The organism is Acidovorax sp. K2F, assembly GCF_025246485.1.
Taxonomy (GTDB): Bacteria; Pseudomonadota; Gammaproteobacteria; order Burkholderiales; family Burkholderiaceae_C; genus Acidovorax; species Acidovorax delafieldii.
Genome location: NZ_JAOBSQ010000007.1, coordinates 89,106 through 106,937, shown reverse-complemented (window position 1 = coordinate 106,937; position 17,832 = coordinate 89,106). Strand labels below are relative to the sequence as shown.

Below are 17,832 nucleotides of genomic sequence, written 5' to 3'. Positions count from 1 at the left end.
CGATGAAAAACACCCTTTTGCAGCCCGAGGGCTGGGTCACCCCCAAGGGCTACGCCAACGGCGTGGCCGCACGCGGCACCATGGTCTTTACCGGCGGACAGATCGGCTGGAATGCGCAGCAGCAGTTCGAGAGCGACGACTTCATCGACCAGACGAGGCAGACGCTGCTGAACGTGCGGGCGGTGCTGGAGGCTGGCGGCGCGGGCCCCGAGCACCTGGTGCGCCTGACCTGGTACGTGACCGACCGCAACGAATACAACAGCCGCTTGAAGGAGCTGGGCGCAGTCTACCGAGAGGTGCTGGGCAAGAACTTTCCGGCGATGGCCTGCGTGCAGGTGGCGGGGCTTATGGAAGAGCGCGCGAAGATCGAGATTGAAGCAACCGCTGTAATCCCGGACTGAGCTTTTCCAGCCACCGCTGCAGCGCTTGCCCGTACAGAATGAACGCCAGCGCCGACCCAATCAACGGCAGCGCGGCAAACACCCAGCCCGTGAGCAGCTCGCCCCCCAGCGCCACGCCCACCAGCAAAGCCACCGCAGGGTTCACAAACGAATAGCTACCCGCCAGCGCGGCCGATGTGTTCTGCAGCAGCCACAGGTACGCATTGAGCGCTACCAAAGTGCCAAACACCAGCAGATAGACCAACGCCGCCCACGACTTGGCAGTGACCTGGCCCAGGGCGCTCAACGGCTCAAACCACAACGCCACCACCAGCCCCATGGCGCCCCCCGCAAACCACTGCGCGGCCGATGCCATGGCGGGCGCAGGTAGCGACAGCTTGCGCGATGCATACGAGCCCACACTCCAGCACAGCGGAGCACCAAAGGCCAGCAGCGCACCGAGCCAGGTGGCTGAAAAGTCGCCCTCCAGCGCCAGCAGCAGCGCACCCACCACGCCCAGGGCCAGGCCGATCCAGCTGGTGAAGGGCACCCGCTCGCCGCCCCAGCGCGACCACAGCGCCAGCCACATCGGCATGGTGGTGACCACCGTGGCCATCAGGCCAGAGCCGATGCCCAGCTTCTGCGCAAAACCCATCAGGTTCATGGCCAGAAACACCATGCAGCCACCCACCACCGCCGAGTTGCGCCATTGCACCCACGTGGGCAATGCATGGCCTTGCCACAACGCAATCAGCAGCATCACCCCCCCTGCACACAGAAAGCGGATCGCATTCATCAGCAGTGGCGGCATGCTCTGCAGCGCAATACCAATGGCGAAATAGGTAGTGCCCCAGACGATGTAGACCAACAGCAGTGCCATGGCCACCGCCCCTTTGCGCTGTGCGCGGGCTTGCGCATTGAAAATTGCCGGCATATTCTTCACCTGACCGAATAATTTATGGAAACCGCAAGGTTTTCGGAATTTTTACCAAAATCGAGCGGCTATGCAAGCAAATATTCAGACAGATGACATGGACGCCAGAATTATTTCGGCGCTAGGCGCCGATGGGCGACGTTCCTATGCCGATGTGGGGGCCGAAGTGGGACTGTCCACCGCCGCCGTGCACGAGCGCGTGAAGAAGCTGCTGGACAAGGGCGTGATTCGCCGGTTTTCGATCAGCGTGGACCCGGAGCGCGTGGGGCTGAACTTCACCGCGTTTGTGGCGATCCGCAACGATGGCGGCGCGCACTGCCGCGACATTGCGCCGCGCCTGCGCGGTATCCCCCAGGTGGAGGAGTTGCACAGCGTGGCTGGCGAGCACGACTTCCTGGCCAAGATCCGCACCACGCACGCGCGCGGGCTGGAGGACGTGCTCTACGAGATCAAGGCGATTCCCGGCGTGGCGCGCACCACGAGCACCGTGGTCCTGAATACCGAATTCGAGGACCGGCCGCTGGACCTGGGCTGGGTGAATGGCGACAAGGGAGGTTGACGCGCGGAGGCTGCCTCGGCTTGGTCGCGCGGCTTTTTACGCAGCCACCGGGGCGAGTTCAGCCGCAGCGGCAATAGCCGCTGGAGCTGGTGCCAGCCGCTGCACCAGCGCCATGTAATAGCCCAGCGGGGGCGTGACCAACCCCGGCACCTTGGCGTGGTCGTCATAGCGGCGCAGGCGGATGGCCTCCTGCGCGAAGGGCTGGGCCGCAAAATGCATCGCCTCTTTGGGCGTGAAGGGCCCGCCCTGCAGCACCAGGCTGTGCTGCGATGCGGGCGACAGTGTCTCCCAGTACCCCGGCTCCATGGTGCACAGGTAGCGCTTGGCATCCACATGCAGGCGGATGGGCTCCAGCACGGCGTCCGACAGCAGGCCACGCAAGAACGGGATGGCCATGTACTGGTGCAGGTCGTCCTGCTCGGCCGTATCGCCCCCGGGCGCCAGCAGGTGTCCCAGGTCGTGCAGCAGGGCCGCGACGACAGTGGCCGGGGTTTCACCCGATTTTTCGGCCCACTGTGCACACTGCAGCGCATGCTCCAGCTGGCTGACCGCCTCGCGGCCGTACTGGTTCACGCCCCGGGTAGCGAGCAGGTGGGCAATGTCTTCAAGGCTCAATGCCATCGTCTTTCCTTATCAGACCAAGGCCTTGCGGATGCGGGCCGACACCAGGTCGATGACACTCACCGTGACCACGATGATGAGCATCACCGCGCAGGTCTCGGCGTACTGAAAGCCCCGGATGATTTCCCACAGCACCACCCCAATGCCCCCGGCGCCCACCATGCCCACTACCGAGGCCGAACGCACGTTGGCCTCGAAGCGGTACAGCGTGTACGAGATCCACAGCGGCATGACCTGCGGGATCACGCCATAGATGATTTCGTGCAGTGCGCTCGCACCGGTGGAGCGGATGCCTTCCACCGGCTGTGGGTCAATTGCCTCCACGGCTTCGGAGAACAGCTTGGCCAAGGTACCCGAGGTGTGGATCCACAGGGCCAGGACACCCGCAAAAGGCCCCAGGCCGACGGCCACCACAAACAGCATGGCAAACACCATTTCGTTGATGGCGCGGCACGCGTCCAGCACGCGGCGCACCGGCTGGTAGACCCACCAGGGCACGATGTTGGACGAGGCCAGCAGTGCCAGCGGCACGGCGGTGACCACCGCCAGCGCCGTGCCCCACAGCGCGATCTGCAGCGTGACCAGCATCTCCTGCACATAGATCTGCCATTGCGCAAAATTGGGCGGAAAGAACTCCGCCGCATAGCTGACCATGTTGCCCGAATCGCTCCATAGGTCGAGCGGGCGCATGTCGGCACCCTTCCAGGACGCCGCCAGCAACACCAGCAGGATGCCCCACGACAGGTACCAGGCCAGGCTGCGCTTGGGCGACGTGGTGTTGGCCAGCGTGGCCAGCGAGGGATTCAAAGCAGAGGACATGGAGACACCCGGGCCGCAACAAGAAACCTACGGATTACTTCAACGACGCCAGCTGCTGGTCGATCTCGGCCAGGCGGGTCTTCTTGTCGGCATCGGCCAGCGTCGCGTCGGCCTCGATCTTGTTGCGCTTGCCGAAGAGGTCCAGCTGGCGGATGGGGGTGAGCTGTGCATTCGTTGATGGCTTGAAGCCCGAGAGCTTGGAGATCTTCATCACGATCTCCTTCTCGCGCGCATCGGTCTTGGCGTAGTTGTAGAAGAAGTCGCGGATCTTGGTCTTGGTGGCCTCGGGCAAGTCCTTGCGCATCACCAGCGGGTCCAGCGGAATCAGGGGCGAGGTCCAGACGATCTTGATGTCCTTGAACTTCTCGGGCTGGCGCTCCTTGATCTTTTCCAGGTTCTCGCTGTTGTTGGTGGCCACATCCACCTGCTTGTTGGCCACGGCCAGCGCGTTGGTCTCGTGGTTGGCGCTGCGCGTGATCTTGAAGTGCGTCTTCGCGTCGATCTTGTTCTGTGCAAAGGCGTAGTAGCCGGGCACCAGGAAGCCCGAAGTGGAGTTGGGGTCGCCGTTGCCAAAGCTCAGCGACTTGCCGTTCTTGAGCACGCATCCAGGGTGGCCAGGGGGCTGTCCTTGTGCACGATGAGGTGCGAGTAGTAGCCCTGCGTGCCGTCGGCGTTCACCATCTGCGCAAAGACTTCGCCGTTGGCGCGGTCCACGGCTTCCATGGCCGACTTGTTGCCCAGCCAGGCCACCTGCATCTTGTTGAAGCGCATGGCTTCGATGAGGCCTGCGTAGTCGGATGCAAAGAAGGCATTGATCTTCAGACCGGTCTGCTTGGCCATGTCATCCAGCAGGGGCTGCCAGTCGGCCTTGAGGTTTTGCGAGGCCTCGGTCGAGATCATGCCGAAGTTGATGTCCTGGGCCAACGCGCCCGTGGTCAAACCCAGCCCGATCGTCAGGGCGGCACACAGTTTCTTGAACATGTTGAAAACTCCAGAGAAAGGAATTGAAAAGAAACAAAAAGACCGTTCAGGCGGCCTGGACCATGGCGGGCGCCCACTGTGGGACGGGTGTTGGGGCGTGCACGGGTGCTGTGGGGGCACCCGCTGCATCCGACAGAATTTCGTCGGCGTGCACGCCATAGAGGCTGCGCAGCAGTGCGGGCGTGAGGGCCGCAGATGGGCCGTCGTACACCACCTGGCCGTGGTGCAACGCCACCACGCGGGGGCAGTATTTGATGGCCACATCCACCTGGTGCAGCGACACGATGACGGTGCAGCGGTCCTCGCGGTTGATGCGGGCCAGAATGTCCATGACCTTGCGCGAGGATTCGGGGTCCAGCGAGGCGATGGGCTCGTCGGCCAGCACCACCTTGGCGCCCTGCACCAGCGTGCGGGCAATGGCCGCGCGCTGCTGCTGCCCGCCGGACAGGGTGGAAGCACGTTGTGCATGGCATTCGGCAATGCCCACGCGGTGGAGCGCTTCCAGCGCCAGCGCGCGCTCCTGCGGCTTGAACATGCGCAGCCAGCCGCGCCACCAGGGCGTGCGGTGCAGCAGGCCCACCAGCACGTTCATCAACACCGGCAAGCGGTCCACCAGGTTGAACTGCTGGAACACAAAGCCCACCTGCGAACGCACCTTGCGGATGTCACTGTGGATGCGCCCGCCCTGCTGCACGCAGCGGCCGTCCACCTCGATCAGCGAATCGCTGGACGCATCGGCCACCACCAGACCCGCCACGTGGCGCAGCAGGGTGGACTTGCCCGAGCCCGATGCACCGATCAACGCCACCATCTCGCCGCGCTGCACGCTGAGGTTGATGTCGCGCAGGGCGTGTTTGCCGTTGGCGAAGTGCTTGTTCAGTTGGTGGATGTGCAGTGCGGCAGTCATGGCAGCCTCCTGGGGGTTAAGTCGTCTAGACAACCGGAGTGTGGTTGTCGGGCGTGACAGTGCTTTGACAGTTGGGAGAAGTTTGGATGTCAGGAAACGACCTGCACGCGCTCTACAGGACGCGCTGCCCTTCGCGCCACACCCCACGCACCACGGCCTGGCGACCGCCATCAGGCAGCTCGGCCATGTGCACCTGCACCAGGTCGGCGCGCAGGCCGGGCGCCAGCGCGCCCCGGTCCAGCATGCCCGCCGCCTTGGCCGGGTTGTGGGTGACGGTGGCCACAGCCTGTGGCAAAGGCAGGATGTCGTCCTGCACCAGCCGCATCACCGCGCTAAGCAGACTGCCGGGCACATAGTCGGACGAGAGGATGTCCAAGAGCCCCCTGCGCGCCAGGTCGGCCGCCGCCACGTTGCCCGAATGCGAACCACCGCGCACCACGTTGGGCCCGCCCATCACGGTGAGCAAGCCACGTTCGTGCGCGGCCTGGGCTGCGGCCAGTGTGGTCGGGAACTCCGACATCGCGGCCCCTTCGGCATGGGCCTGCTCCACATGGGCCACCGTGGTGTCGTCGTGGCTGGCCAGCGAGATGCCGTGTGTGCGGCAGTAATCCACAAAGTACGCACGGTGTGGCTCGGCGTACTGCGCCTGCAGTGTGGCCGCGTGCGCCACCTGGCGCTCGAACTTCTCGGCGCTCCAGCCCTTCTTGCCGGTGTAGTAGGTGCGCGCCTGCTCGATGTTCTCCCACTGGCGCTGGCCCGGAGTGTGGTCCATCAGCGAGATCAACGACAGGCGCGGGTGGCCGTGGAAGGGCTCGAACAGGTCGATGGTGTTGGGCGCAGGCAGCTCGCAGCGCACATGCAGGTGGTGGTCGGCCCGCAGCAGGTTGCGCTCGGTGCAGGTGTCGATGGTGTCGAGCACACGGTTCCAGGCGCTGCCGCGCAGGCTGTCCACATCGGCCTCGCCCACGCCCAGCGCGTCCAGCACCGTGGTGATGCCTGCGGCCGCAATCTCGGCGTCGTGCGCCAGCAGTGCGGGCATCTCGGCCCATTGCACCTTGGGTCGCGGCATCAGGTGGCGCTCGAAATTGTCGGTGTGAATCTCCACCAGCCCGGGCAGCAGGTAGTCGCCCCCCAGGTCGATGCCTTGCAAGGCCGCAGTGCCCCCACTATCCAGCGACGCAATGCGCCCGCCATCCACCTGCAGGCTGCCCAACACCACTTCGCCCGGCAGCACCATGCGGGCGTTCTTGAACACGGTTGCATTCATGCCGATGCTCCCCGAAAGTCACCCACGTTCACGCGGCGCGTGGCCACCGCCGCACCCACCTGCGCATCGTGAAAGATGCCCACCAGGGCCGCCCCGCGCGCCACGGCCTCGCGAATCATGGCAATCACGGTCTCGGTGTTGGCTGCATCGAGCGATGCGGTGGGCTCGTCCAGCAACAGCAACGGCTTGGGCTTGATCATGTTGCGGGCAATGTTGATGCGCTGCTGCTCCCCGCCCGAGAAGGTGGCGGGCGGCAGGTGCCACAGCCGCTCGGGAATGCGCAGGCGGGTCAGCCACTGGCGGGCGGCCTCGCGCGCGACCTCGATGTCCCCAGGGTCGTCTCCGGCGTCTTCCGCCAGTGGTTCGGCCACCACGTCCAGCGCCGACACGCGCGGGATGACCCGCAGGAACTGGCTCACATAGCCCACGGTATCGCGCCGCAGCTGCACCAGCGCACGCGGCGTGGCCTGTGTCACATCCACCACGGCGCCATCGGTCGAGCGCACGGTGATGCTCCCTGCATTGACCCGGTAATTGGCGTAGATCATCTTGAGCAGCGTGCTCTTGCCCATGCCCGAGGGGCCGTCCAGCACCACACATTCACCGGGCTGGACGGCCAGGTCCACGTGGGCGAGCACAGGCAGTTCGATGCCGTTCTGGTGGTGCAGGGTGAAGCGCTTGGCCACTCCCTGCATCTGGAGAATGGGTGCAATGGAAGGTTGGTTCATGGCTGCAGTACCGAAGAAACGAGGAGCTGGGTGTAGGGGTGTTGCGGGTCGTCGAGCACCTGGTCGGTCAGGCCCGCTTCGACCACGCGGCCGCGTTGCATGACCACCATGCGGTGGGCCAGCAGGCGTGCCACGGCCAGGTCGTGCGTGACCACAATGGCCGCCAACTGCATCTGCCGCGTGAGCTGGCGCAGCAGGTCCAGCAGGCGCGCCTGCACCGACACATCCAGGCCCGAGGTGGGTTCGTCCATGAACACCAGGCGTGGCTGCGTGACCAGGTTGCGGGCAATCTGCAGGCGCTGGCGCATGCCGCCCGAAAACGTGCGTGGTGCGTCGTCGATGCGCGCGGCATCGATCTCCACACGCTGCAGCCATTCCGTGGCCGTGGCGCGCAGGCGGCCATAGTGGCGCTCGCCCAGGCCCATCAGGCGCTCGCCCACATTGGCACCGGCGGATACATCCATGCGCAGGCCGTCCGCCGCGTTCTGGTGCACAAAGCCCCAGTCGGTGCGCGCCAGCAGGCGCTGCTGCGCTTCTGTCATGGCGTAGATGTCCTGCAGCTCGCCGCTGCGCTGGCGGAACTGCACCGTGCCTTCGTCCGGGGCGCTGCGTGCTGCAATGGCGTTGAGCAGCGTGGACTTGCCGGAGCCCGACTCGCCCACCACGGCCAGCACCTCGCCGGGCCACAGGTCAAAGGACGCGCTTTGCAGCGCCACGCGGTCGCCATAGCGCTTGCTGACGTTGCGCACGCTCAGCAGCGGCGCAGAAGGTTCGGGGTGATTCATGTGAGGGTCTCGACAACAAAGCTCAGGCCATGCTGCGCAAAGCCCAGGGATTCATAGAAGGCATGCGCGCCCTTGCGGCGGGCGTTGGACGAGAGCGCGAGCTTGTAGCAGCCCGCGTCGCGCGCCTGCTGCATGGCGTGGGCCATCATCTGGCGGCCAATGCCTCGGCCCTGCTGGTCCTGTGCCACCACCACGTCTTCCACGATGGCCGAGGGCGTGCCCCGATGCGCCAGGTTGTGCATGACGAGCAGCGCATAGGTGCCCACCACGGCGCCGTGCTGCGCGGGGTCGCAGGCCACCCACAGGCGGTAGCTGGGGTAGCGGGCGAACTGGGACCATACGGCCTCGGCTTCTTCCAGGGTCAGCACGTCGGCCGGGCTGTCTTCAATGGCGGCATACAGCACCAGCACGCTCTCCAGGTCGGCCTGCCGGGCTTCGCGAATGTGCACGGCGCTCATGCCGCGCCGCCTTGCACCTGCCCGGCTTCGGCCTGCAGCGCCTGGCGCTCCTGGCAGTAGTCCGAGTCTGAACACACATGCATGCGCCCGCCCTGGTCGTCGGTGATGACCTCGTCCAGAAAACTGTCGGTGGCGCCACACAGCGCGCAGGCAGCATCCCAGCGCTGCACCTCGAACGGGTGATCCTCAAAACCCAGGCTCTCCACCGGTGTATAGGGCGGCACGGCGTAGATGCGCTTTTCGCGGCCCGCGCCAAACAGCTGCAGCGCGGGGTTCATGTGCATCTTGGGGTTGTCGAACTTGGGGATGGGCGACGGCGCAATCACATACCGGTCGTTGACCAGCACGGGGTAGTCGTAGGTGGTGGCGATGTGGCCGTAGCGTGCGATGTCTTCGTAGAGCTTGACGTGCATAAGCCCGTACTCGGCCAGGCCATGCAGAGTGCGCGTCTCGGTCTCGCGCGGCTCCAGGCGCTGCATGGGCTCGGGCACCGGCACCTGGTAGACGATGACCTGGCCTTCGGCCAGCGGCGTCTCGGGGATGCGGTGGCGCGTCTGGATCAGCGTGGCTTCGCGCGTGCGGGTGGTGGTCGTCACGGCCGTGGTGCGCTCAAAGAAGCGGCGGATGTTGACGGCGTTGACCGTATCGTCCGAGCCTTGATCGATGACCTTGAGGCAATCCTCTGGGCCGATGATGGACGCCGTGACCTGGATGCCACCCGTGCCCCAGCCGTAGGGCAGCGGCATCTCGCGCGAGCCAAACGGCACCTGGTAGCCGGGGATGGCCACTGCCTTGAGGATGGCGCGGCGGATCATGCGCTTGGTGCGCTCGTCCAGGTAGGCAAAGTTGAAGTGGCCGTCCACCGGTGCAGCGTCGGCGGGCAAGCCCATCACGGCGGGTTCCATGGGGGCGTTCATGCGGCATCTCCCTGTTCGGTGGTGGCGGGGTTTGCAGCGGCGCGCATCTTGCGCACCAGCTCCAGCTCGGACTGAAAGTCCACGTAGTGCGGCAGCTTCAGGTGCTGCACGAAGCCAGACGCCTCCAGGCTGTCGCTGTGGCCCAGCACGAACTCCTGCATCTGTGCGGGCGACTCCACCGGCTCGCCCAGCTCATCGGCACGCAGGGCGCGGTCCACCAGGCTCATGGCCATGGCCTTGCGCTCGCTGTGGCCAAACGCCAGGCCATAGCCGCGCGTGAACTGCGGGGGCTGGCTCTTGCTGCCCGCAAACTGGTTCACCATTTCGCATTCGGTGATCTCGATGTCACCGATCTCGATGGCAAAGCCCAGCTCTTCGGGTACGACCTCCACCGCTACCGTGCCCAGGCGCACCTCACCCACAAACGGGTGCGAGTGCGAATAGCCGCGCTGCGTGGAATACGCCATGGCGAGCAGGAAGCCCTCGTCGCCGCGCGCCAGGTTTTGCAGGCGCGTGGCCCGGTTGGCGGGGAAGCGCAGCGGCTCGCGGGTCAGGTCCGTGGGCGCGGGGTCGCCCGGGGGCACGGGGCGGGTTTCGATCAAGCCTTCCTGGTTGAGCAGATCCACCACACGGGGGGTGGGGCCGGGCGGCACAGCCGCTGGCGCAGCGGCAGGTGGCGCCACCGGGCCTTCGGCCAGCAGCTTGAAGTCCAGCAGGCGCTGCGTGTAGTCGTAGGTGGGGCCCAGCACCTGGCCGCCCGGCAGGTCCTTGAAGGTGGCGGAGATGCGCCGGTCCAGCACCATGCGGCTGGTGTCCAGCGCGCAGGTGGTGCCCAGGCGCGGCAGCGTGGCGCGGTAGGCGCGCAGCAAAAAGATGGCTTCCACCAGGTCGCCTGCTGCCTGCTTGATGGCAAGGGCCGCAAGCTCGGGGTCGTACACCGATCCCTCGGTCATCACCCGGTCTACGGCCAGCTTGAGCTGCTGGCGGATCTGCGGCACCGAGAGTTCGGGCTCAGAGACATCGCCCCGGCGCTGGCGGGCCAGCAGCTGGTAGCTGTTGAGAATGGCGGCTTCTCCGCCTTTGACGGCTACGTACATGCTCAAGCCTCCTGAAGGGCAGTGGCACCGCGCGTTGTCCGCGTGGTACGTGGCAGACCGACGATGTGGTCTGCAGTGGCCAGCAGCAGATCCACACCGCGTGGAAACACCCCATGGTTGGCCGCCCACTGGGCCTCGAAGTCGTCGGGCAAACCATCCACCCGCAAGGCCGCCACCTCCTGGATGCCGGGGCCGCGCAAGTGCCACGCATCACTCGCGTCCGTCGTGGTGGCGGCGGCACGCGATACATCGACCACGCAAGTCGCTGACTGGTCGGGGTAGATGTCGGTACCCAGGGCCAGACGGTTCAGGGCAGGCAGCGCATCACCCTGCGCCACCCACACAAAGCGAGCCTGCGCAGCGTCGGCCACCACAGTGCAGCCTGTGTGAAAGCGCAGCCAGGCACCGGCATCACTGGCTGCCAGCTTGGGCGAGAGCCACAAGGTGCAGTCGCTGTCGAGCAGCGCCAGCAGCACGGCAGCCGATGCGGAATGCCCCACGGCAGGAGCCTGCGCATCGTGTTCGACCGCGACCGTGCGGCCGGGGTGTGACAGCGCCTGCAGCACCGCGCGGAACACCGCCTGGCTGCCAAAGGCTTCATTCGAAAATCCGGCACCCAGCGATGCCAACGGGGTCGTGCTCATTCGGTGTCCTCGTCGTTGTCGGCACCGCTCTCGCGCGCCACGGTAAAGAAGTCCACCTTGGTGCTGGCGGCCCGCGCCTGGCGCTCGGCCTGGGTGTTGCGCAGGTGGTTGCGGATGGGTTCGAGCAGTTGTGCGTCCAGCACCGGTTGCTGAACAGGGTCTTGCAGCAGCGCATCGGCCAGGGCCGCCAGCTGCACCTGGCGGTGCGAGCGGCCCAGCACGTAGGCCACGCCCACAGTGGCCTTGGCGGCGTCCGATGCGTCGGCCACGCGCAGCGCGCAGCGGGTGACGGTGACCTCGCCCAGGTTGAAGCGCTCGCCCGTGCCACCGGCACGGCCCTGCACCATCATCAGGCCGGTCTCTGGTGCACGCAGCCAGCGCGCGGGGCGCGTGGCGTGCTCGTGCAACGCAGATTCGAGCAGCCCCAGCGGCGCCCGGGTCAGCAGCGCCATCCACTGCGCGCGGCCCAGGGGGCGGCCCGGCCCCGGGTTGTCAAAGGCTTGAAACATGGAAGTGGTACCCTGAAAGTTGTATAGACAAATTGAACAACTGGCGCCAGCTTAAAGAGCGCGCATGTAGGTTTCATGACAGCCAGCACCACCTCTCTCACGACCCCGTTGCAGGTCCCGCAAGCACCACCATTGCGCCCTGCGCGCGACAGCTTCTGGACGCGCATTGCCGCCGAGTTGGCCGAGGCCATCGGCAGCGGCGTCTATCCGCCAGGCCAGCGACTGCCCTCGGAACACGCGCTGGCCGAGCAGTTCGGCGTGAACCGCCACACCATTCGCCGCTCGCTCGCCAGCCTGTGCAGCCAGGGGCTGGTGCGCATCACGCAGGGCAGCGGCACCTATGTGGAAGACTTTGCGGTGGACCTGGTGCTGGGCAAGCGCACGCGCCACCAGCAGGGCCTGGCACAGGCCGGTCTGCGCGGCAGCCTGGTGGTGCTGCAGGCCCAGACCACGCGCGCCACGGCGGCGCTGGCCAAGGCGCTGCAGGTGCCTGCACGCAGCCCGCTGCTGGCGCTGCGCGTGCGGGGCGACGCCGAGGGCCAGCCCCTGCACATCAGCGAGCGCTACTTTCCCCTGCCCCGCTTCGAAAACCTGGCGGCCGTGGTGCGCGAAACGGGCTCCATCACCGCAGGCTTCACCGCCCACGGCGTGGCCGACTACACGCGCCGCGAAAGCCGCATCACCGCCGAGCTGCCCAGCGCCGAAGTGGCCGCCCAGTTGCGCCAGCCCACCTCACGCCCCGTGCTGCAGGTAGAGAGCCTGAACGTGGACCTGGCAGGCACGCCCATCGAATGGGCGCGCGCCTGGTTTGCGGGCGACCGCGTGAAACTGACCATTGACCACGATGAACACGCCTGACATGTCCCCCACCCACCACCGCTATGCGGTCTATTTCGCACCCAACCCGGGCAGCCTGGGCTGGCTCGCCGGCAGCCACTGGCTGGGGCGCTGCGCTGCGCTGCTGCAGCCGCTGCAGCAGCTCGCCATCGACGGCGTGGCGGCGGACGACCTGCACCGCCTGACCGCAGCGCCCCGCCGCTACGGCTGGCACGCCACGCTCAAGGCGCCGTTTGCACTGGCGCCCGGCACCGACTGGATCACGCTGCACCAGGCCGTGCAGTCCGTGGCGCGCGGGCTGCAACCCTTTGTGCTGCCGCCCCTGCAGGTGCAACGCATCGACGACTTTCTGGCGCTGGTGCCCCCGGCGTTGCACCCCGCCAATACGCAGATCCAGGAGACCGCCGCCACCTGCGTGACGGCGCTGCAGCCCCTGGCCGCACCCTTGTCCGACGCGGACCTCGCCCGGCGCCGCTCGGCGGGGCTCACTGCCCGGCAGGACACGCTGCTGCAGCAATGGGGCTACCCCTTTGTGCTGGACGAGTTCCGCTTCCACATGTCGCTCACCGGCAGCTTGGCGCAGGTAGACGCACCCACGCAGTCGCTGGTGTTCGAGGCCGCGCAGGAATTTTTCTCGGACCTGCCCATCCTGAAGTTCAACAGCCTCGCGTTGTTCGCAGAGCCCACGCCCGGCGCGGACTTTGTGCTGCTGGACCACCTGGAGATGGGCGCATGACAGTCGGTCGGCTGGTCTACTGCATGGGCCCCTCGGGAGCGGGCAAGGACAGCCTGCTGGACTGGTTGCGGGCACACCTGCCCACCCCGTGCCCCGTGCACTGGGCGCAGCGCACCATCAGCCGCTCCGCCATGCCGGGCGGCGAAGCCCATGAAAGTGTTTCGCCCGAAACGTTTGTTGCTTTGCGCCACGAACTGGCCTTTGCCCTGCACTGGGAAGCCAACGGCCTGGGCTACGGCGTGCGGCATGCACAACTGGCGCCGCTGGCCCAAGGCCACTGGGTGCTGCTCAATGGCTCGCGCGCCTACTTGCCTGAGGCCCTGGCGCGCTTCCCGGACCTCGTAGCGGTGCACATCACCGCCAGCCCCCAGGTGCTGCGCGAGCGAATACTGTCGCGGGGCCGCGAGAGTACTGAGCAGGTGGAGGCCCGCGTGCAACGGGCCATGGCCTACACACCGCCCCCAGGCACTGTCAGCCTAGAGGTACACAACGACGACGCGCTGGGCAATGCAGGCCAGCGACTACTGAACGCGCTGGAGCAGTTGCCGGGCTGGCCCCTGCACAGTGGCAAACTTTCACGCCAACAACCTGCCTATTCGTAACCCTTTCCATCCCGTCAGCCATCCACAGCACCCACCATGACTGCCATCACCGTCTATCACAACCCAAAATGCGGCACGTCCCGCAACACGCTGGCCATGATCCGAAACAGCGGCGTGGAGCCCGAGGTCATTGAGTACCTCAAGACCCCGCCCGACCGTGCCACGCTGGTGGCGCTGATTGCTGCCACGGGCGAGCCGGTGATCAACGCCGTGCGCACCAAGGAAGCGATCTTCACCGAGCTGCAACTGGACGCACCGAGCGTCACCGACGCACAGCTCATCGACGCGATGCTGCAGCACCCCATCCTCATCAACCGCCCCATCGTGGTCACGCCCCTGGGCACGCGGCTGTGCCGCCCGTCCGAGAAGGTGCTCGACATCCTGCCCGCGCCCCAACAAGGCGCCTTCACCAAGGAGGATGGCGAAGTCGTCATCAACGCGCAGGGCCAGCGTGTCTGAGGCAACCTCGCGCGCCCCCACCATGGCCCACCGCGCGGCATGAGCGCCGCCTCGCAACGCTGGACCGTGGCGCGCCTGGGCACGGCCCAGACGCTGGCCTGGGCCTCGTCCTACTACCTGCCTGCCATGCTGGCCGCGCCCATGGCGCGCGACCTGGGCGTGACCACACCCACCGTGTTCGCCGCGTTTTCGGTGGCGCTCATCGTGTCGGCGCTGCTCGGGCCTTTCGCGGGCCGGGGCATCGACCGCCATGGCGGCCGCCCGGTGCTGGTGGGCACCAATCTGTTGTTTGCCGCCAGTCTGGTCGGCATGGCGCTGGCGCAAGGCCCCGTGGGCCTGTTTGCCGCCTGGGTACTGATGGGCGTGGCCATGGGGTCGGGCCTGTACGAGGCCGCTTTTGCCACGCTGGTGCGGCTGTACGGCCAGGGCGCGCGCAGCGCCATCACCGGCATCACGCTGATCGCGGGGTTTGCCAGCACCGTGGGCTGGCCGCTGTCGGCCTGGATGGAGACGCAGTGGGGTTGGCGCGGAGCGTGTGCGGGCTGGGCCGCATTGCACTTGCTGGTGGGGGTGCCGCTCAATGGCTGGCTGCCGCGCGCCGACGCCGCAGAAAAGGCCACCGAACCATCGACGGACGCCACAGCAGCGCCCACCACGGAACCAGCCGTATCCGCCCCGCCCACTCCAGCCCACCCGCTGCGCACCACTGTGCTGCTGTCCTTTGTGTTCGCAGTCACCTGGTTCACCAGCACCGCCATGGCAGCCCACCTGCCGCGCCTGCTGCAGGCCAGTGGTACGTCGCTGCAGGCGGCAGTGGCCCTGGCGGCACTGGTAGGCCCTGCGCAGGTGGCGGCACGCCTGCTGGAGTTTGGCTTTCTGCGCCGCCTGCACCCGCTGCTGTCGGCCCAGCTGGCTGCCGCCGCACACCCCGTGGGCGCGGGCCTGCTGATGGTACTGGGCGGGCCTGCGGCAGCGGTGTTCACCGTGCTGCACGGGGCAGGCAACGGCATCCTGACCATTGCCAAGGGCACGCTGCCACTGGTGCTGTTTGGGCCAGCAGGCTACGGCGCGCGCCAGGGCCTGATGATGGTGCCCGCCCGCGTGGCGCAGGCGTTTGCACCGGTGCTGTTTGGCATGCTGCTGGACAGCGCCGGGGTAGCGGCCCTGTGGCTCACCACACTGCTGGGCCTGGCTGCGTTGGGAGCGCTGTGGCTGCTGCGGCCCGTGGCGCGGGCCTGAACGAACTATCAATCCATCGGTCAGCCGCGCGGCACCACAAACGCCTTGCGCGCAGCGAGCGCTGCGGGGCGCGAGTGACAGCCTTCCAGGTGGTCGTTGACCAGACCCATCGCCTGCATGAAGGCGTACACCGTGGTGGGCCCCACAAAGCTCCAGCCGCGCTTTTTCAGGTCCCTGGACATGGCAATGGATGCGGGCGAAGTGGACAGCGTGCGCGCCACCTCGCGCGTGATGCGCTCGGGACGGTCGGCGGCAGTGGGCTCGTAGCGCCAGGCGTAGTGCGCCAGCGAGCCGAACTCGCGCTTGAGCTCCAGCACGCGGCGCGCGTTGTTGATGGTGGACTCTATCTTGCCCCGGTGGCGCACGATGGCCGCATCCTGCACCAGGCGCTCGACTTCGGCGGGGCCGAAGGCCGCGACCTGCTCGGCGTCGAAGTTCGCGAACGCGGCGCGAAAACCCTCGCGCTTGTTCAGGATGGTGAGCCAGCTCAGGCCCGATTGAAAACCCTCCAGGCAGATCTTCTCGAACAGCCGGCGGTCGTCGGCCACCGGAAAGCCCCACTCGGTGTCGTGGTAATGGCGGTACAGCGGCGTGGCCTGGCACCAGGTGCAGCGCGGGCAACCGGCCTCGTCGGCGAACAGGCCGTCGGCCAGCGCGGGTTGGCGAGCAGGATCGGGAGCGGTCAAAGGGGTCATGCGCGGCATTCTAGAAAGCGCAACAGCCAGGCTGCTGACAGGGCGAGCGCAAAGGGTTCGATCTGCCCATAAACTGCCCCCATGCGCCAGCCACTTTCTCGCCTGCGGGCCACTTTCAGCCTGATGTTTTGCCTGGTGCTGGCCGGCTGCGCCAGCACCACCGGTCCTTCCAACGCGCTGGGCTACTACTGGCAATCGCTGCGCGGGCACATGCAGATCATGCATGCCGCAGAACCGATTGACGACTGGGTGACGCGCAGGGACATCTCGCCTGCCCTGCGCGAGCGCTTGCAACTGGCGCAACGTGCGCGGGCCTTTGCGGTCGCGGAACTCGGCCTGCCCGACAACGCCAGCTACCGCCGCTATGCCGACCTGAAGCGCCCCGCCGCCGTGTGGAATGTGGTCGCCGCGCCGCCCTATTCGCTGACGCTGCACACCTGGTGCTTTCCGGTCACGGGCTGCATCGGCTACCGGGGCTATTTCACCGAGGCTGCGGCACAGGCCGAGGCCGCCGAACTGGCAGCGCAGGGCCTGGAGGTGGAGGTGTACGGCGTGCCCGCCTACTCCACACTGGGCTACATGAACTGGGCGGGCGGCGACCCGCTGCTGTCCACCTTCATCGCCTGGCCCGAGGGCGACTTTGTGCGCCTGCTGTTCCATGAGCTGGCGCACCAGGTGGTCTATGCCAAGAACGACACCTTGTTCAACGAGTCCTTTGCCACGGCGGTGGAACGCATTGGCGTGGCGCGGTGGCTGGCCACGCAGTCCACCCCCGCCGCGCGCGAGGCATACGCCACCAGCGAAGCGCGGCGCAGCGCCTTCCGCATGCTCACCCGGGCCACGCGCACCCGCCTGGCGGCCATTTATGAGCAAAAGGAGCTTCAAGCGCTAGAAGATCATGCCTTGAGCGCTATGAAAAAAGAAGCAATGCAAGCATTTCGCGACGACTATGCCGCACTGCGCGCACGCTGGCTGGACACGCCCGGCGGGACGCCCCCCCGGGCCACCACTGCCCAGGTGGCAGGCTACGACCGCTGGGTGGCCCAAGCCAACAACGCCAGTTTTGCCGCCCAGGCCGCCTACGACGAACTGGTGCCCGCGTTCGAGGCCTTGTTTGAACGCGAGGGGCGCAACTGGCCCCGGTTTTATGATGCCGTACGACAACTGACGCAGCAGCCCCTGCCCGAGCGGCACGACACACTGCGCGCCCTTTTACCTGACCCCCAACACCTCAAGGAGACAGCCGGTGCCTGACATTCATATCCACCGCGAACACCACCTGGGCTTCAAGGAAGCCCGCAAGGTCGCCTTCTCCTGGGCCGAAAAGGCCGAAGAAAAATTCGACATGGAATGCACCTACGAAGAAGGGGACAAGGAAGACCTGCTCACCTTCACCCGCTCGGGCGTCAAGGGCACGCTGCTGGTGGATGCCCACCAGTTCGAGATGAAGGCACAGCTCGGTTTTCTGTTCGGCGCGTTCAAGGACCGCATCGAGGCCGAAATTGGCGAGCAGCTGGACGCCCTCCTCAACGCGCCCCACCCCGGCGCCAAGAAGCCCGCCGCAGACAAGAAGAAACATGCAGTAGAAGCGGATGCTGACAAGCCGGCCCCCAAGGCAGCGGCCAAGCCTGCCGCCAAGGCCAAGAAGGCCTAGCCAC

22 protein-coding genes and 1 pseudogene are annotated in these 17,832 nt (G+C 66.7%); 9 read left to right on the top strand and 14 right to left on the bottom strand.

The annotated features are described in order from the left end of the window. Nucleotides 1-2: 2 nt before the first annotated feature. On the top strand, nucleotides 3-401 hold the full coding sequence (locus N4G42_RS02850; RefSeq protein ID WP_055400021.1) for a RidA family protein: 399 nt from the start codon (nucleotides 3-5) through the stop codon (nucleotides 399-401). On the opposite strand, the gene N4G42_RS02845 is transcribed toward N4G42_RS02850, so the two are convergent. Then, on the bottom strand, nucleotides 346-1,314 hold the full coding sequence (locus N4G42_RS02845; protein ID WP_260666081.1) for an EamA family transporter: 969 nt from the start codon (nucleotides 1,312-1,314) through the stop codon (nucleotides 346-348). The genes N4G42_RS02850 and N4G42_RS02845 overlap by 56 nt on opposite strands. 97 nt (nucleotides 1,315-1,411) lie before the next feature. Between N4G42_RS02845 and N4G42_RS02840 the strand changes: the two genes are divergently transcribed. Continuing rightward, on the top strand, nucleotides 1,412-1,873 hold the full coding sequence (locus N4G42_RS02840) for an Lrp/AsnC family transcriptional regulator (RefSeq protein WP_260666080.1): 462 nt from the start codon (nucleotides 1,412-1,414) through the stop codon (nucleotides 1,871-1,873). Nucleotides 1,874-1,909: 36 nt separating this feature from the next. On the opposite strand, the gene N4G42_RS02835 is transcribed toward N4G42_RS02840, so the two are convergent. The 12 genes and pseudogenes from N4G42_RS02835 to phnG form a co-directional block, all read right to left on the bottom strand. After that, a complete protein-coding gene (locus N4G42_RS02835; RefSeq protein WP_260666079.1) occupies nucleotides 1,910-2,494 on the bottom strand; it encodes a phosphonate degradation HD-domain oxygenase in 585 nt (194 codons plus the stop codon). 12 nt (nucleotides 2,495-2,506) lie between these two features. After that, complete coding sequence (gene phnE, locus N4G42_RS02830; RefSeq protein ID WP_260666078.1) at nucleotides 2,507-3,313, bottom strand: phosphonate ABC transporter, permease protein PhnE; 807 nt, start codon at nucleotides 3,311-3,313, stop codon at nucleotides 2,507-2,509. A gap of 34 nt (nucleotides 3,314-3,347) precedes the next feature. Beyond that, nucleotides 3,348-4,294 (bottom strand): annotated as a pseudogene (gene phnD / locus N4G42_RS02825) (phosphonate ABC transporter substrate-binding protein). A gap of 46 nt (nucleotides 4,295-4,340) precedes the next feature. Further along, the gene (gene phnC / locus N4G42_RS02820; RefSeq protein WP_260666077.1) at nucleotides 4,341-5,201 is read right to left on the bottom strand and encodes a phosphonate ABC transporter ATP-binding protein; all 861 of its coding nucleotides are present in this window, start codon (nucleotides 5,199-5,201) and stop codon (nucleotides 4,341-4,343) included. A gap of 112 nt (nucleotides 5,202-5,313) precedes the next feature. After that, nucleotides 5,314-6,468, bottom strand: coding sequence for an alpha-D-ribose 1-methylphosphonate 5-triphosphate diphosphatase (locus N4G42_RS02815; protein ID WP_260666076.1), 1,155 nt, complete (start codon nucleotides 6,466-6,468; stop codon nucleotides 5,314-5,316). Continuing rightward, the gene (gene phnL / locus N4G42_RS02810) at nucleotides 6,465-7,196 is read right to left on the bottom strand and encodes a phosphonate C-P lyase system protein PhnL (RefSeq protein WP_260666075.1); all 732 of its coding nucleotides are present in this window, start codon (nucleotides 7,194-7,196) and stop codon (nucleotides 6,465-6,467) included. The genes N4G42_RS02815 and phnL overlap by 4 nt, the downstream gene beginning before the upstream one ends. Continuing rightward, entirely contained in the window at nucleotides 7,193-7,981 is a 789-nt protein-coding gene (gene phnK / locus N4G42_RS02805) for a phosphonate C-P lyase system protein PhnK (RefSeq protein WP_260666074.1), read from the bottom strand. The genes phnL and phnK overlap by 4 nt, the downstream gene beginning before the upstream one ends. Further along, nucleotides 7,978-8,439, bottom strand: coding sequence for a GNAT family N-acetyltransferase (locus N4G42_RS02800; protein ID WP_121422103.1), 462 nt, complete (start codon nucleotides 8,437-8,439; stop codon nucleotides 7,978-7,980). The genes phnK and N4G42_RS02800 overlap by 4 nt, the downstream gene beginning before the upstream one ends. Next, entirely contained in the window at nucleotides 8,436-9,356 is a 921-nt protein-coding gene (locus tag N4G42_RS02795; protein WP_313771894.1) for an alpha-D-ribose 1-methylphosphonate 5-phosphate C-P-lyase PhnJ, read from the bottom strand. The genes N4G42_RS02800 and N4G42_RS02795 overlap by 4 nt, the downstream gene beginning before the upstream one ends. Continuing rightward, entirely contained in the window at nucleotides 9,353-10,453 is a 1,101-nt protein-coding gene (locus N4G42_RS02790; protein ID WP_260666073.1) for a carbon-phosphorus lyase complex subunit PhnI, read from the bottom strand. The genes N4G42_RS02795 and N4G42_RS02790 overlap by 4 nt, the downstream gene beginning before the upstream one ends. Before the next feature lie 2 nt (nucleotides 10,454-10,455). After that, the gene (phnH, locus tag N4G42_RS02785; protein WP_056059758.1) at nucleotides 10,456-11,097 is read right to left on the bottom strand and encodes a phosphonate C-P lyase system protein PhnH; all 642 of its coding nucleotides are present in this window, start codon (nucleotides 11,095-11,097) and stop codon (nucleotides 10,456-10,458) included. Further along, complete coding sequence (gene phnG / locus N4G42_RS02780) at nucleotides 11,094-11,606, bottom strand: phosphonate C-P lyase system protein PhnG (protein ID WP_260666072.1); 513 nt, start codon at nucleotides 11,604-11,606, stop codon at nucleotides 11,094-11,096. Before phnG ends, phnH begins: the two co-directional genes overlap by 4 nt. Before the next feature lie 75 nt (nucleotides 11,607-11,681). Here phnG and phnF point away from each other — a divergent pair, with 75 nt between their 5' ends. From phnF to N4G42_RS02755, 5 genes are read left to right on the top strand one after another with little or no spacing between them, the layout of a single operon-like run. Then, the gene (gene phnF, locus N4G42_RS02775; protein WP_008903098.1) at nucleotides 11,682-12,464 is read left to right on the top strand and encodes a phosphonate metabolism transcriptional regulator PhnF; all 783 of its coding nucleotides are present in this window, start codon (nucleotides 11,682-11,684) and stop codon (nucleotides 12,462-12,464) included. Beyond that, complete coding sequence (locus N4G42_RS02770; protein ID WP_260666071.1) at nucleotides 12,451-13,179, top strand: DUF1045 domain-containing protein; 729 nt, start codon at nucleotides 12,451-12,453, stop codon at nucleotides 13,177-13,179. Before phnF ends, N4G42_RS02770 begins: the two co-directional genes overlap by 14 nt. Next, nucleotides 13,176-13,781: a phosphonate metabolism protein/1,5-bisphosphokinase (PRPP-forming) PhnN gene (gene phnN, locus N4G42_RS02765; protein ID WP_260666070.1), complete on the top strand. Its 606-nt coding sequence runs from the start codon at nucleotides 13,176-13,178 to the stop codon at nucleotides 13,779-13,781. Before N4G42_RS02770 ends, phnN begins: the two co-directional genes overlap by 4 nt. Before the next feature lie 36 nt (nucleotides 13,782-13,817). Next, nucleotides 13,818-14,240, top strand: a complete 423-nt coding sequence (gene arsC, locus N4G42_RS02760; RefSeq protein WP_218298997.1) for an arsenate reductase (glutaredoxin) — start codon at nucleotides 13,818-13,820, stop codon at nucleotides 14,238-14,240. 39 nt (nucleotides 14,241-14,279) lie between these two features. Continuing rightward, entirely contained in the window at nucleotides 14,280-15,479 is a 1,200-nt protein-coding gene (locus N4G42_RS02755; protein ID WP_260666069.1) for an MFS transporter, read from the top strand. Nucleotides 15,480-15,499: 20 nt separating this feature from the next. Here the strand turns inward: N4G42_RS02755 and N4G42_RS02750 are convergent, their stop codons facing one another. Beyond that, complete coding sequence (locus N4G42_RS02750) at nucleotides 15,500-16,174, bottom strand: DNA-3-methyladenine glycosylase I (RefSeq protein WP_260666068.1); 675 nt, start codon at nucleotides 16,172-16,174, stop codon at nucleotides 15,500-15,502. An 81-nt stretch (nucleotides 16,175-16,255) separates the two neighbouring features. Here N4G42_RS02750 and N4G42_RS02745 point away from each other — a divergent pair, with 81 nt between their 5' ends. Then, a complete protein-coding gene (locus N4G42_RS02745) occupies nucleotides 16,256-17,428 on the top strand; it encodes an aminopeptidase (RefSeq protein WP_260666067.1) in 1,173 nt (390 codons plus the stop codon). Next, the gene (locus N4G42_RS02740; protein WP_260666066.1) at nucleotides 17,421-17,828 is read left to right on the top strand and encodes a polyhydroxyalkanoic acid system family protein; all 408 of its coding nucleotides are present in this window, start codon (nucleotides 17,421-17,423) and stop codon (nucleotides 17,826-17,828) included. The genes N4G42_RS02745 and N4G42_RS02740 overlap by 8 nt, the downstream gene beginning before the upstream one ends. Nucleotides 17,829-17,832: the final 4 nt, after the last annotated feature.